We start from the raw sequence: 12947 nt of genomic DNA, 5'->3' as shown, positions 1-12947 counted from the left end.
GGAGGTGCCGTGAGCATGGATGTCCGCAGCAGGCTCACCGAGCTCGGCCTCCGCCTTCCAGGGGTGAGCCCGCCCAAGGGCGTGTACACCCCTGCCGTGCGCAGCGGCCGGTATGTCCAGGTCTCGGGTCAGGTGCCCATGGCCGGTGGCGAGTTGGTCGCCACCGGCCTGGTCGGCGCCGAGGTGACCGCCGAGCGGGCGAGGGAGCTCAGCCGGCAGTGCGGTCTGGCCGCGCTTGCCGCCCTCGACGCCGTAGCGGGGCTCGACACGCTGGTGAGGGTGGTGAAGGTCGTCGGATACGTGTCGTCCAAGGAGGACTTCACCGGCCAGGCGGAAGTGGTCGACGGAGCGAGCGAGCTCTTCGGGGCAGTGCTCGGTGACGCCGGACGGCATGCGCGGAGCGCCGTCGGCACGGGCGTCCTTCCGCTGGGCGCGCCGGTCGAGATCGAGGTCCTGTTCGAGGTCGCGGACTGACTGGACGTCCGGACGTCAGAGGGGAACCGCGGTCCCGGTGACGGCTACGCCGCCGGAGCGCTGTGCCGGGATTCCCACCGTGATGGTGCTGGGGCGGCCCATGTCGTATCCCTGGTACACGGTGAGATGCGTGGGCAGGGCCACGAGACGGAGTTCTCTGAGGTAGCCGCCGAGTGCTGCGGCCGCCGCGCCCGTCGCCGGATCCTCCACGACTCCGCCGGGCGGGAAGGGGTTCCGCGCGTGAAAGACGGTGGGCGATTCCCGCCACACCAGGTCGACCGTGGCCCAGTCGTTGCGGGACATCAGAGCGGCGAGTGCGGGCATGTCGTAGTCCAGGTCGGAGAGCCGGTCCCGGGTGGCCGCGGCGATCACCGGGTGCCAGGCGCCGGCGAAGGCCGCTCGTGGTGGCAGCGCGGGATCGAGGTCGGCGGCCGGCCAGCGCAGCGCGGTCAGCAGGCCCGCCAGGTCGGGCGCCGCGATCGGCGCCGTGCGAGGCTCCACGCTGACCAGCGTGGCCACCACGGCGCCGTCGGGCGCGGTACCGGTGGACACGGAGACCGTCCCGGCCTTCGTCCGGAGCCGGAGTTCTCCCACTCCGTGGCGCTCCGCGTACGCCACCGCCGTGGCGATGGTGGCGTGGCCGCAGAACGGCACCTCGGTGAGCGGGCTGAAGTAGCGGATGTCGAGGCTGCCGTCGTCGCGCGGCACGACGAACGCCGTCTCCGAGAAGCCGACCTCCGCCGCAGTCGCCGCCATCGTCGGTTCGTCGACACCGGTGGCGTCCAGGACCACCCCGGCCGGATTCCCGCCCGAGGGATCGGTACTGAAAGCCACGTAGCGCAAGAGCTCCATCGCTTGAACGTAGCGACGCCCGCCGGACCGCGTCAAAGCCGCAGGACAACGGCTCACGGAGATTGTGCGGGCTGATCTCCCGTCAACCCCAGGCGAATAGTCTTCCGGTTTCGCTCATTCCTACGGCGAAACCCAGTGCGATGCGCCGGGAGTCCTTACTCGGGCGGACCGCATGGAAATACCGCGGATTGATGAGTACTGCCTCGCCGACCTCGGGCCTGAGTTCGATCGATTCGGCGTTGCCGACCACGGCCTCGCGGTAGCCGTAGGAATCGGGAATGCGGAACGTCTCGTCGGCGGGGTGCCATCGATGTCGCCAGATGACCGTCTCGCCGCCCGATCCGGGAACGCTCAGATAGAGGTTGAAGGCGAACTGGGCCACCAGTGTCGTGTCCAGGAGATCGCCGGAGAACTCCCGCAACGCGTCGTCGAAGTGGACCTGGAAGCCGTGGTTCGGCTCGCGGGCGACGCCCGCGCCCATCTCGCGGCCGCCGCGGCGGCCCACGCTCACGCCACCGGGCCAGTCCGCCCCCAGTACCTCGCGGCACTTCTCGAAGGGGTCGTACGGCAGCCCGAGTCCCTGCCAGGCCTTCTGCTGCGCCGCCAGGGCGTCCCAGTAGCCGTCCGCCACCGTGCCTGCAGTGCGGTGGTCGCTGACCCCGACGCCGAAGCGCATCACCGGCGGGTCGACGCGCTGTCTGCCGTATGCGTCGAACGCCCTGCTCTCCAGAGCGCGGAGCGTCTCCGTGAGCACGGCCCGCGGAAGGAACCCGGGCACACGGATCGCCACGCAGCGGCCGGCGGCGAGACCGGCGATCAGCTCGCGCGTGAACGCCGGTGCGGTGACGGTGCGGAAGAAGGGGTCGTGCAATCGGTCGTGTAAGGGGTCACGTAAGGCTCCGGAGGACATTCGGGCGCCTCATTTCTCCGGTGATCGCTGGAGGTGACGTGGATCGTGGACGGCACGGAATGCCGTCTTGGCGTCGAGCTCCAACGCCTGGCGATCTGCTTTCATCATTTCTTGGGCGATCCACCGGGCGATCTCGGACTGGAGTGCTTGGAGCCGACTTCCAGGGGCTCCCCATTGCAGGCCCTGATCGTTTTCCGGCTCGCTGTGGGCATATGTCATTGGCGAGTCCCCCCAGGTCGTTCGGAATGTACCGCGCCATACAGCGTCGGGGGTAGCCAGGTTATGTGCAAGCCCTCGGCGGACGTACCGGTTTTGGTCAGTTCTTGGCAGGCGGCCACTGATTCGGATCGGACATATACCGCCTGGTGTCCTGCGCCCAGGTCTCGACATCCTTGAGCAGAGGACTGGACGGGCTCACCCTGAGCCGATCCGCCAGCAGGTCCTCGAGCTCCCGCAGGCCCTCGGGGGCGTGCCCGAGCCCCAGCAGGACCTTGGCGAGGGTGTACCGAAGGCGCATCATCAAGGGGGACTCCGGGGGCTGGGCCGAATCCCGGAGCGCTCCCGTGATCTCGGCATCGGCCTCCTCCGCCCGCTTCTGGGCAAGCAGGCTGCGCGCCAGGGTCTCCCGCACGAACAACATCTCCGAGTGCGGGGGCGGCCAGTTGTCGCGCAGCATGATCTCCAGGATCTCGCGGGCCTCGGCCTCGGCCTCCTCCGGTCGCCCGAGATTGAGCATCGCGCGGGCCAGCGTGTGCCGTACGACCAGGGTGTCGGAGTGGTCCGGGCCACGCACCTTGTTCTCCGCCGCGACGATCGGCCGCAGCATCCGTTCGGCCTCCTCCCACTGACCCTGCTCGTGGATGGCACGGGCGAGCTTGTGGCGGCTGGCCAGGGTATCGGCATCGTCCTCGCCGAGGATGCGGGTGCGAGCGGCGACGACCTGCCGCAGCTCCTCCTCGGCGGCCTCGAGGTCCTGGCGCTCGAGTGCGATACGGCCTTTCTCGTGCCGCAGGGCCAGCAGCTCCCGGTCGTTCTCGTGGAAGCGGAAGGAGGCGCAGTTGGCCACGACCGGGAGGCTCAGGTCCTGGGCGGGCCCCAGCAGTCCTCCTGCGATCAGGAAACGGGCGGTCAGCCGTGTGAGCTCCAGGGCGGCCACCACCACGCTGCGGTCCGCGAGCGGCACCGTGCCGAGCAGGCAGGCCCGTGACACCTCCCTGGCGTGCGGGGCGATCGCCGTCCACAACGGCCAGTTCGTGGGGATGTCGGGGTCTTTGTCCTTCGTTGCGTTCAGCAGCATCCGCACCGCCAGCCCGTAGTAGTCGGTGCGGCGGTGACGCACGTCCTCGTCGTCCCGCAGGATGCCGTGGACCACCGGGTGGAGGGTCAGCACATGGGACAGGACCGGATCGGCGACGTCCTCGCGCTCGTGCGCGTCGACCAGCACCAGGTCGACCAGCCCCTGCAGCACCGCCTCGCACTGCGCCGAGGAGGCATCCGGGAAGAGCGGCGACTCGCGCAGCGCCGGGCCGTTGACCAGGCACCGGAAGGGAATCGGCGCGATGTTCAGGCAGGCGAGGACCTTGAGCGCCGGCGCGGCCTGGGGGAGACCTTGCCGGACCAGTAGATCCAGGGCTATGCCGTAGACCTTCTCCACGATCTCGCGCCCGAGGAGCTCGTCGAGGCCTCTTGCGCGGGTGCCCGGTGGGGACTCGAAGCGTCGCTTGAGGGCTTTGCGGTAACTGTCGAAGTCCGTGACGCACCCATCGAGCAGGGACACCTTGTTCCCGCTGACCGCCTTGACGAAGTCGGCCGCGGCACGCAGGGCCAGGGGGAGCCCTCCCAGTTCGGCCGAGAGCAGCCTCGCCTGCTCGTTGGTGCCGCCCACGCCTCCCGTGCGCTCCAACAGCATCGACGCGCCGTCGTCCTCGCCGAGCGGGGACACGTGGTGCACCTTGCTCCACAGCCCCCAGGTGTCCTGATTGCGGACGCGGCTGGTGACGACGACCAGACCGTGATCGGTGGCGGGTTCCCGCAGCCAGCCCGTGCCGTCCGACACCTGGCCGTCGCGCGGGCCGAGTTGCTTCGGGTCGTCGGCGTTGTCGAGCACCAGCAGCCAGGGTCGTCGGGAGGCGTTGAGCATCCGCCACACCAGATCCGGGGCACTGCCTTCCCCCATCCAGGCGCGCGTCATCTGGCCCTCCGGCACACCCAGTTCGGTGGCGATTGTGCGCATGCAGGAGTTGAGCTGCGACACCGAGACCCACCAGACCTTGCGGTCCGCCTGACGCGCCCGGTTGGCGATCTCGAGGGCCAGCCGGCTCTTGCCCGTGCCTCCGAGGCCCGCCAGGACGTGCACCTTTCGCGGCGAGGCCCGCGACAGAACGGAGGCGACGAGGCTGATCCGCTCATTCCCCTTCAGCGTCCCCTCCAGCTTGGCGAAGGGCGGGGAGACGGTATGGCCACCCTGTTGCTGTCCCGGGGGTGGGGCGTGGTCGGGGTTCGTGTCCGCACGCGTGGCGGCCCTTGGGTGGGCAGCGGACTTCAGTGCGTCGCGAACTTTGATGTAGGCGTTGGCGCTGTGGTCGGCGGGCTGCACGATGGAGAAGTGGTCGCCGTCGACGACACCGCCCGATGGGAAGACGCCCCGGGCGACGACAGGGTGGACGACGTTGTCGGAGTTTCCGCCGTAGGCCTCGATGTGGATGGGGCATTCCTTGTCGCTGAAATTGTGCGCGTGCACCACGCCGCCCAGAACGATGCGCTGGGACTCCGTCACGGCCCTGTCGAAGGGACGCAGCTGCCGCTCCTGCGGGTGGCGCCAGAACTTGAGGGACTTCCGTGCGGTCAGGAAGAACCCAGAACCCGTATTCGGACAGGAGAACATCGTGAAGCGCCTGATGCGTGCGAGATCACGGCCTTCGCCGTTGCTCAGCTTCCGCGCGAGGAACCGCTGGACGATCAGACCGCCCTGGCTGTGGGTGACCAGGACGATCGAGGTGGCCTCGGCGAGCTCCGTCTCCAGGTACGTGCCCAGTTGGTCGGCGATGTCGTCGATCTCGGTGATCCCCCGGTCGAGGCGAAGCCGGAAGACGGGCGAGGGGTACTGGAAGCAGTGCACGCTGACCCAGCCGGACAGCTCCGGATCGGTGGATATCAGACGCTCGAAGGTCTTCCATACCTTGGCGGACGAGAACAGGCCATGAACGAACACCAGATCGACATGAGCCGGTGCCATCATCGGCAACCTCCGCAGCCGGATTCCCATTGGGGTCGGATCGGTCGCACGGCAAACGAGCAGCCGGACCAATGATGCCCGAGAGGGCGACGGAAGGGCCAGAAAGTGGCTGTTCAGAAGCGGTCAAGAGTCTCGTCATCATTCCGGCCGGGGTCGTCCACCGGCAGTGGTGCGAGACGGGCGATCCTGGGCAGCCGCACAGGAGGCGAACAAACAGAAGGCATTTCGCTGACATCGGAGTCGGAAGGCCACAGGTCCGCCAAGGTCACGTTGGAGGTGAACCTGCAGCCCAGGCCGGATGAAGCCCGCGACCCGAAACGCACATTCAGGGCTTTCGCCACAGGACTGGTCATCGCGGATCTCGAGGAGCCCAGCACGTGATGCGCCCCACCACGAGGCGTTGACCGCAGCTCATCGCCGAATGCCCTCACCCGGGTCAGGGTGAGGGCGCCGGCCCGGCGTCACCCCGGCCGTACTCGTCGTGCCAGTTCCACCATTCGTACGGCGGGGTCTGTGGGTAGCCCTCGGGTGAGTCCTCCCAGGTCTCCTGGCGCCCGAGCGCGGTCATGTCGAGGTAGCTCCAGGTGCTCCCCAGCGCCTCGTCACCGCGGGCGTTGATGAAGTAGGTGCGGTACACCTTGTCGCCGTCGCGGAGGAACGCGTTCGTGCCGTGCCACTCGTCCACGCCGAAGTCGGCGTCGAAGGAGTCGGTGATCGTGTACCAGGGCATCGCCCAGCCCATCCGCGCCTTCACGCGCTCGATGTCCGGCTGCGGCGCGCGCGAGGCGAAGACGAGAGTGGTGTCGCGGGCGTTCAGATGGGCGAGGTGGCCGACGTGATCGGCCAGCATCGAGCAGCCCTGACAGGCGTGATCGGGCCAGCCGGTCACGCCGGGCTCGTGGAAGGCGCGGTAGACGATCAGCTGACGACGCCCGTCGAACAGGTCGAGCAGGCTCACCCTGCCCTCGGGCCCGTCGAACGCGTAGTCCTTCTCCACCTCCATCCACGGCATCCGCCGCCGCTTGGCGGCCAGCGTGTCACGGGCCCGGGTCAGCCGCTTCTCCTCCACCAGCAGCTCCTGGCGCGCGGCCTCCCACTCCTGCGGCGGAACGATCGGGGGAGTCTTCATGATGGCGTTCACCCTCCGGTCGGAACGGGCCCCTGTGTCCAGGGTCGGTCGCCATCGCCACACCCGCCACACCGAGCGGCCGGCCGGCGCCGCCGCATCACGCCGGACCGACGTCCAGCTGTACTCCGCCGGCGGCATGGTTGACGGGCGCGGTCAGCACGCAGTCCGCCGTCGGCACCCGGGTGGCCAGGGTCGCGAGGGTCCGGCGTGCGCTGTGGCCCTTCCCCCGGCCCTCGGTCACGGTGCCGTCGAGGACGACGAAGGTGACGGTATCGAGGCGGACGGCGGTGGAGCGTGTGTAGTCGATGACAGACGTCCGGCCGTCCTCGTAGCGGATCTGCTCCCGGCCGGTGGGGCTGTTCACCTGGAGGCAGGAAGCGTGCGGCGAGAACCCTACGAAGTGGCCGGTGGCCGAGACGGTCCGGCCAGGTCCGCCGGAGCAGGTGTACCGGGCATCGGCTTCGATACGGGTGGGCCGCGGCAGCAGCCCGAGGCCCGGAGCCGAGGAGCCGTTCTCCTTCCCGGCGCAGACGAACGCCGCCGTCCCGCGGCCGCCCCCGGCGGCGGACGCCGGGGCCCACACCAAGGACGAGCCGGCCAGAGCCAGCGAGCTCAACGCCACACCGATACCGCGCCTCGCGAACATCCGCGTCTCCCCGGGGAAGCCATGCGCGCCCCGGCTCATCCGGGGCAGCGTGTGCCCCTGCGGCTACCCCGGACGACCACGGAGATCACTGCGCTGCGTCCGGTTCCGGCAGCGGGATCGCCTCGCACACGCTGTGGCACACACGCCCCGGCGCGCACGGGCGGCGCTCGCGCAGCCCGCCGGCACGCGCGCGCATCGGCCCGGACCGGCGGGCCCTGGCATCGCATCGAGGAGGGAGGGTCCGGCTCAGTCCCCGGCGATGAGACCGGTGATGAACTTGCGGCAGCGGCCTCGGACCACGGGCGTGATGCCGTGGATGAGCTGGGCGCCGTAGACGACGGCGGTGCCCGTGCCGGCAGGGGTGGACCAGGGGATGCCGCGGATCTCGTGGATCCAGTCGGTCTCCGGGTCCTGCCGGGAGATCTTGTCGTGCGGCGCGATGCGCGTGAAGCGCATGCCGTCGGCGTAGCCGGGTGTCGCTCCTGCGCCGAAGCGGGGATCCCACAGCCGGTCGCTGGAGGTGGTCTCGAAGAAGAATTGCCCGCCCTGTTCCGCGTCCTGAATCGTGACGCCGATGCGGGCGACGTGGCGGGGTGCGGTGAACGGGTCGGCGCCGATGCCGTCGAGGTGGCGGACGGCTCCTTCGCCGGCGTCGAACTGGATGAGCTGCCAGGGGGAACACCCTGTCACGGAGGGGAAGGTGCGGCGGATCTCGGGCAGGTGGCGCAGGGTCGCCGCCTGGAGTGCGCCTTGGGCCTCGTCGGGTAAGACGGTCAGTTCCTCGCCGACGTAGGCGGGCCTCCAACCGGTCCGCTCGATGTGGCGGTCCATCGCCCGGGACAGGGGAACGACCTCCCCCGCGGTCAGGAACTCGTCCACGGTGTCCACAGCGAGCGTCTCTGTCAACGTGATCACGACTGGTGCCTCCCTGAGTCACACGGTGATCGGAAGCGGTGCCCCGTAAGGGCTTTCGCTGCGGGCATCGTCATACCAGGGCCTTGCCAAGGCAAGCGGCGATCGACTCCACACCGTGCGATCGCACACACCCGTCGCCGCCGTGGAACCACAGTCCTGCCCGTTGCGGATGGAACTGTTCCGAATCGTGCGGCATCTGGCCCGGTATGGGTTTCGGGATGCTGTTCTTCGGGCTGTTCTTCATGGGCGGGTGGGCAGCAGTCGCCGGTGCGCTGGTGTACACCGTTACTGTGCTGGTGCGCATCTGGCCGCAGGACTGGGTGCGCCACCACGGACACGCGGCTGTACGGCTGCTGGTGCCGACGCCCGCGTACCTGCGCTTCGATGTGGCGCTTGCCGTGCTGGCCATCCTGGTCGACCTGTGGCTCGTGTCAGGGGCCATCGTGTTCGGGACGGACGGCATTTTCACCGAGGACTGGATGGGCTACCCCGGCATGACGGATCCCACCGGGCAGGGATATCAGGCCGGAGTGGTGAGCATGCTGCGTACGACGGCATGGTGGACGTCCGGGATCGCTGTCCTGGGCCGGTGCTGGATCACGGCCGGCATGCAGGTGTGCGTCCTGCCGCTGGCAGCCTGGTGGATCGGATCATTCGAGACCTACTACACCTGAGCTTGTTCCATGAGGCGTCACGCTTCCGCACCGCGGCAAGGTGCTCATCGAGCGCATCCGCGCGTCCTTTTGGCCCGTGCCGCGCTGGTCGTATCGGTACACGGGAGGCCGGCGCCAACCTCGAGCGGGCCGCGCTGTCGGGCTTCCGCGCTCCCCGGTAATGCGCCGATTGCGCCCTATGGGTGTACGAATTTCGCACATAGCCTCCTCGAAGAGGAGATTCCGTATCCATCCGGAGGAGGATGTGATGAGGCGTCGTCTACGTATGGTCACCGTCGTGACGGTCGCGGCTCTGGCGACCGGTGTCACGGCCGTGGCCGCCGCGCCGGCGCAGGCGGCCGATTACTTGCAGGTCTACGGCGACCCGGTCCTCATTCCTCCGGGGGAGTTCCGCCTGGCCGAGGTGGACTGTCCGCTGGGCCGCGTGCCCACCGGAGGCGGCTACCAGACCCAGGGTGGACAGGACATCGTCGTTCTCGACTCCTACGCGGTCGACAGAGGCTGGAATGCCGCCGGCAAGAACACGGGAGCCACGGAGCAGTCCCTGATGGCATTCGTCATCTGTGCGGTCGGCGAGAGCTGACGGATCAGCCTGCCAGCGTCAGTGCCGCCCGGCCGCTGAGGCCCCAGTGGCTGAGGTGGTACGCGGTGCGGGAGATCAGCAGGGCCGCCGCGCGATCGGCTTTGGCCCGGACGCGGGCCGGTGGCTTCACCGTTTCCGGCAGGCCGGGGGGCCGTAGGGCCCCGTAGTCCGTGAAGCGGCGGGTTCCGCACCGCCCGCAGCGGACCTCGCCGGTTCCGGCCGATTCCCAGTCCGGGTGGTGGCAGCTCATCGGTTCGCCTCCGGGGCGGGCTCCGGCGTCGAGTGTGCCTTGATCCAGTGCAGATGCGCGTCAGCCGTCGCCCTGCCGCGCAGTTCGGGTGGCGCGGTGCGGCGACGTGCCGCCAGTTCGACACAGTCGGGGCAGGTCCCGAGGTAGGGCCGCAGCCCGGCCGCCTCGCGCTCCGCGCTCGTCGCCAACCGCAGTGCCGCGAAGGGCACTTCCCATTGCAGGCTGCCGTCGGGGCTCTGCAGTTGGACGCGGCCGCCGGTGCCGCCGATCACTTGGGCGATCTTGTCTTCCCGTACGTCCACCACGTAGGCCCCCTTGCGGTACATGGTTCCTCCGAACTCCCTTTGCGTTCCGGCCCATTGGTTGAACCATAGGGCAGCTACTGAACAAGTTCAGTAGCTCTGGGGTTCCCATGAGGATGAACTGTTGAACGAATGAGCGCATGGCAGCATGGAGCTGCAAGGGGAGGAGCGACGTGTCATCGAGAACAGCACCAACCGCCAGGCAGCAGCGACTTGGCACCGAACTGCGCAAGATGCGCGAGCAGGCGGGGATGACCGCCCCACAAGTGGCGGCGCAGCTGGGTGGCAACCGGACCGGCATCATCAACATGGAGGCTGGCCGCTTCGGCGTCAGCGCGGGGCGCATCAGGTCGCTCGCCCGGATCTACGCCTGCTCCGATCAGGCCTATATCGATGCCCTGGTCGAAATGGCAGAGGAGCGTGACAAGGGCTGGTGGGAGAGCTATCGGGGCTCTGTCATGGATGCTGCCCTCGACGTGGCCGAGTTGGAGCACCATGCCTGTGGCTTGCGCTCATTGCAGATCATGCACATGCCTGGACTCCTGCAAACGGAGGACTATGCAAAAGCCGTCTTCTCGACGGCGACTCCGAAGCTGGCCCCTGCGGATTTGCGGCGCAGCGTTTCGTTCCGCATGAGACGCCGCGACGTGTTGGATCGCAATGACCCGCCCACCTGTACTTTCCTGATTCATGAAACCGCTATGCGGATGCAATTCGGTGGGCGGGAGGTGACGCTCAGGCAGCTGCAGCATGTGATGGAGGCGTCAGAGCGCGAGAACATCACGGTTCGCGTAATTCCGTTCGCGGCCGGTGGATTCCCCAACGGCGGTATGTCCACCGTCTACGCTGCCGGTCCCGTCCCCCAAATCGACACGGTTCACCTCGATGTACCTCACGGTGGCGTGCTCCTGCACGCGCAGAATCGCCTGGCCTACTATCGCGCCACCCTGGATTGCGCGGAAGAATTGTCTCTCAGTCCCGACGATACGCGTGAACTTATGCGTGATATCGCCAAACAATGGTGAAGGCGTGAAATGTCGGAAGTCCGGTGGCAGAAATCGTCGTTCTCGACGGACAAGGTCGAGTGCATAGAACTCGCCAACATGGCTGGCGGCATACTCCTCCGCGAGAGCGACACCCCCCACACCGTGATCGCCACCTCCCCGGCCGCCCTGCGGGCCCTGCTCGCCACCGCGCACCGGCACGGCTGACCCGCCGGGACGGACGGCGGCCCCAGGCGCGGTCGCGGACACCCCATGGCGTCGATCGGCAGTGGTCAGCCTTGCCGGCGGAAGTCCAGCATGTAGAAGACCTTGTCGTAGCGGCGTTCGCCGACGGCGACGAAGTCGGGGAGACGGCCGTATTCGGTGAAACCCAGCGATCGGTAGAGGCGCAGGGCATTGGTGTTGTCGCCGCGGGCATCCAGGGTGAGGACCTCGATACCCGCCTTCCCGGCGTCGGCGATCAAGGCAGCGGTCAGCGCCCGACCGAAGCCACGACCATGGGCGGCGGCATCCACCGCGATCTTCTCCAGATCGGCGTGCGGCCGATGGGTCGGCCGGGCGTAGCGGAGCCAGTACCCGAACCCGACAAGCCGACGGTCGACGTAAGCGGCACGCAGGGCCGCATCCCCGGCCCGCGCCGCAGTGACGATGTGGTCGAGGAGTTCCGCCACCTCATCCCGTGAGGGTGGTTCGACCCACCCCAGTGCGGCACCTCCGCTGACCAGGTCCGCCAGGATCCGGTGGGCCGACTCCGCGAGCCGGGTCTCCAACTGCGGATCGGAAGTCACCGCCATGACGTCAAGGATGGCGGGCTCAGTGGTCCTTGCGTTGGTCATGGCGGGATTCATGACCGGCAGCCTAGCCAGCCCAAGCCCCAGCCGAGACCCCGCGCTCCGGCGGGATAGCGGCGGTCGGGGCGGCCGAGGCCGGTGCTGCGACCGCGAGCGCCGCTGCGATGGGCCGGCCTCCTCAAGCGGCACGGCTTCGCCGGCAGCGTCAGCAGCGCGACCAGGCTCCCCATCGGCCGTTGCCCGGGTCGACGCTGCGCCAGTAGCCGCACCGACTGTGACGTCCCCGTGGCTGCTGCCATCGACCGGGTCTTCCAGGGCGCCGTGACCGTCGCGGCGATCCGGTTCCGGCTCCGGGGGTAGATCCATTATCGCGGTCCGCGGAGGTGCCTGTCACCGTCCTCCGGAATGATCTTTACGTCCGTTATGCGCCCATAGGGTTGCGGGGAACGAGCACAACGCACCTACCTGACTTGGGAGTCGAGAGTGGCGCACGACGTTGCCGCGCTGGTGGAGGAACTCACCACCATGGCCGCGGCTGATCAGCGGTCCTCGGTCCACGCGAACAGTGATGACCCCGCCGAGCAGCTGGCCTGGCGTCGGCTGACCGCACGGCATGGTGACCGACTCGGCGAGATCATGGACGAGTACGGCTGGCCGACTGCGGCAATGGTCGGCGAGGAGGCCGCCCGCGCAGCGTGGCTGATCGCCCAGCATGCCGACCGGCAGCTCGACGTTCAGCGACGCGCCCTGAAGCTGATGCAGCAGGCGGTTTCGGCAGGCACGGCCGGCCCACGCGAGCTGGCCTTTCTGCGCGACCGCACGCTGGTCAACGACGGCCGCAAACAGATCTTCGGCACGCAGATCGCCGGTGTGAAGGACGGGGCGCCGGTTCCATGGCCCTGCGAAGAGCCCGAGCGCATGGACGAACTCCGCGCCGAAGTCGGCATCGAGCCCTTCGCCGAGTATGTCGCCAAGTTCTCAATGTCCTGACGCCCATCGCATCCGGCGGATCGTGAGGGGACTTCACCGGGACGGCGACGGCGTGGTCAGGGCCGGACCTCCGGTTGTGCCCGGCCGCTGCTGCCCTCGAGACCGGAGGAGAGGCCCTCGGCGGGCAGTCGATCGGGCCCTGCGGGCACGGTCCGCCGAGGGGCGCCGATGGCCGTGCTGCCCCGGTGGACC

At 68.7% G+C, this 12947-nt stretch carries 15 protein-coding genes; 6 read left to right on the top strand and 9 right to left on the bottom strand.

Features of this window, described 5'->3' with window-relative positions:
• The first annotated feature begins 15 nt into the window (after window positions 1-15).
• On the top strand, window positions 16-474 hold the full coding sequence (locus tag ACIG36_RS28205) for a RidA family protein (protein ID WP_399933958.1): 459 nt from the start codon (window positions 16-18) through the stop codon (window positions 472-474).
• 15 nt (window positions 475-489) lie between these two features.
• On the opposite strand, the gene ACIG36_RS28200 is transcribed toward ACIG36_RS28205, so the two are convergent.
• The 6 genes from ACIG36_RS28200 to ACIG36_RS28175 all read right to left on the bottom strand — a co-directional run bounded on the left by ACIG36_RS28200 (window position 490) and on the right by ACIG36_RS28175 (window position 8161).
• A complete protein-coding gene (locus ACIG36_RS28200) occupies window positions 490-1326 on the bottom strand; it encodes a PhzF family phenazine biosynthesis protein (RefSeq protein ID WP_399933645.1) in 837 nt (278 codons plus the stop codon).
• Window positions 1327-1408: 82 nt separating this feature from the next.
• Window positions 1409-2197 carry a proline hydroxylase gene (locus tag ACIG36_RS28195; RefSeq protein WP_399933642.1) on the bottom strand — a complete coding sequence of 263 codons (789 nt, stop codon included), beginning with the start codon at window positions 2195-2197 and terminating at the stop codon, window positions 1409-1411.
• A 355-nt stretch (window positions 2198-2552) separates the two neighbouring features.
• Window positions 2553-5471: an alpha/beta fold hydrolase gene (locus tag ACIG36_RS28190; RefSeq protein ID WP_399933639.1), complete on the bottom strand. Its 2919-nt coding sequence runs from the start codon at window positions 5469-5471 to the stop codon at window positions 2553-2555.
• A gap of 436 nt (window positions 5472-5907) precedes the next feature.
• On the bottom strand, window positions 5908-6600 hold the full coding sequence (locus tag ACIG36_RS28185; protein WP_399933636.1) for a DUF899 domain-containing protein: 693 nt from the start codon (window positions 6598-6600) through the stop codon (window positions 5908-5910).
• A gap of 97 nt (window positions 6601-6697) precedes the next feature.
• The gene (locus tag ACIG36_RS28180) at window positions 6698-7246 is read right to left on the bottom strand and encodes a hypothetical protein (protein ID WP_399933633.1); all 549 of its coding nucleotides are present in this window, start codon (window positions 7244-7246) and stop codon (window positions 6698-6700) included.
• Window positions 7247-7492: 246 nt separating this feature from the next.
• On the bottom strand, window positions 7493-8161 hold the full coding sequence (locus ACIG36_RS28175) for a hypothetical protein (RefSeq protein WP_399933630.1): 669 nt from the start codon (window positions 8159-8161) through the stop codon (window positions 7493-7495).
• Between the two features lie 218 nt (window positions 8162-8379).
• Here ACIG36_RS28175 and ACIG36_RS28170 point away from each other — a divergent pair, with 218 nt between their 5' ends.
• Together ACIG36_RS28170 and ACIG36_RS28165 are read left to right on the top strand one after the other, a co-directional pair.
• Window positions 8380-8835: a hypothetical protein gene (locus ACIG36_RS28170; RefSeq protein ID WP_399933627.1), complete on the top strand. Its 456-nt coding sequence runs from the start codon at window positions 8380-8382 to the stop codon at window positions 8833-8835.
• Between the two features lie 277 nt (window positions 8836-9112).
• Complete coding sequence (locus ACIG36_RS28165; RefSeq protein ID WP_399933624.1) at window positions 9113-9418, top strand: hypothetical protein; 306 nt, start codon at window positions 9113-9115, stop codon at window positions 9416-9418.
• A gap of 4 nt (window positions 9419-9422) precedes the next feature.
• Here the strand turns inward: ACIG36_RS28165 and ACIG36_RS28160 are convergent, their stop codons facing one another.
• Window positions 9423-9668: a DUF6255 family natural product biosynthesis protein gene (locus ACIG36_RS28160; protein WP_399933622.1), complete on the bottom strand. Its 246-nt coding sequence runs from the start codon at window positions 9666-9668 to the stop codon at window positions 9423-9425.
• Window positions 9665-9994 carry a hypothetical protein gene (locus ACIG36_RS28155; protein WP_399933619.1) on the bottom strand — a complete coding sequence of 110 codons (330 nt, stop codon included), beginning with the start codon at window positions 9992-9994 and terminating at the stop codon, window positions 9665-9667. Before ACIG36_RS28155 ends, ACIG36_RS28160 begins: the two co-directional genes overlap by 4 nt.
• 149 nt (window positions 9995-10143) lie before the next feature.
• Between ACIG36_RS28155 and ACIG36_RS28150 the strand changes: the two genes are divergently transcribed.
• Both ACIG36_RS28150 and ACIG36_RS28145 read left to right on the top strand, forming a co-directional pair.
• Window positions 10144-10995, top strand: coding sequence for a helix-turn-helix domain-containing protein (locus ACIG36_RS28150; RefSeq protein WP_399933616.1), 852 nt, complete (start codon window positions 10144-10146; stop codon window positions 10993-10995).
• Window positions 10996-11004: 9 nt separating this feature from the next.
• Complete coding sequence (locus ACIG36_RS28145; RefSeq protein WP_399933614.1) at window positions 11005-11181, top strand: DUF397 domain-containing protein; 177 nt, start codon at window positions 11005-11007, stop codon at window positions 11179-11181.
• A gap of 65 nt (window positions 11182-11246) precedes the next feature.
• Here the strand turns inward: ACIG36_RS28145 and ACIG36_RS28140 are convergent, their stop codons facing one another.
• On the bottom strand, window positions 11247-11822 hold the full coding sequence (locus tag ACIG36_RS28140) for a GNAT family N-acetyltransferase (protein WP_399933611.1): 576 nt from the start codon (window positions 11820-11822) through the stop codon (window positions 11247-11249).
• Between the two features lie 426 nt (window positions 11823-12248).
• Here ACIG36_RS28140 and ACIG36_RS28135 point away from each other — a divergent pair, with 426 nt between their 5' ends.
• Window positions 12249-12755: a DUF6624 domain-containing protein gene (locus tag ACIG36_RS28135; protein ID WP_399933609.1), complete on the top strand. Its 507-nt coding sequence runs from the start codon at window positions 12249-12251 to the stop codon at window positions 12753-12755.
• Window positions 12756-12947 lie beyond the last annotated feature (192 nt).

Source organism: Streptomyces sp. NPDC053048 (assembly GCF_044547045.1).
Taxonomy (GTDB): domain Bacteria; phylum Actinomycetota; class Actinomycetes; order Streptomycetales; family Streptomycetaceae; genus Streptomyces.
Note: the sequence above shows the minus strand (reverse complement) of the source record. Positions and strands in the feature narration are given on the sequence as shown.

Coding starts and splice junctions, on each gene's coding strand:
- ACIG36_RS28170 (WP_399933627.1), top strand. CDS start 8,380: ATGCTGTTCTTCGGGCTGTTCTTCATGGGCGGGTGGGCAGCAGTCGCC.
- ACIG36_RS28145 (WP_399933614.1), top strand. CDS start 11,005: ATGTCGGAAGTCCGGTGGCAGAAATCGTCGTTCTCGACGGACAAGGTC.
- ACIG36_RS28160 (WP_399933622.1), bottom strand. CDS start 9,668: ATGAGCTGCCACCACCCGGACTGGGAATCGGCCGGAACCGGCGAGGTC.
- ACIG36_RS28190 (WP_399933639.1), bottom strand. CDS start 5,471: ATGGCACCGGCTCATGTCGATCTGGTGTTCGTTCATGGCCTGTTCTCG.
- ACIG36_RS28140 (WP_399933611.1), bottom strand. CDS start 11,822: ATGAATCCCGCCATGACCAACGCAAGGACCACTGAGCCCGCCATCCTT.
- ACIG36_RS28200 (WP_399933645.1), bottom strand. CDS start 1,326: ATGGAGCTCTTGCGCTACGTGGCTTTCAGTACCGATCCCTCGGGCGGG.
- ACIG36_RS28205 (WP_399933958.1), top strand. CDS start 16: ATGGATGTCCGCAGCAGGCTCACCGAGCTCGGCCTCCGCCTTCCAGGG.
- ACIG36_RS28155 (WP_399933619.1), bottom strand. CDS start 9,994: ATGTACCGCAAGGGGGCCTACGTGGTGGACGTACGGGAAGACAAGATC.
- ACIG36_RS28180 (WP_399933633.1), bottom strand. CDS start 7,246: ATGTTCGCGAGGCGCGGTATCGGTGTGGCGTTGAGCTCGCTGGCTCTG.
- ACIG36_RS28185 (WP_399933636.1), bottom strand. CDS start 6,600: ATGAAGACTCCCCCGATCGTTCCGCCGCAGGAGTGGGAGGCCGCGCGC.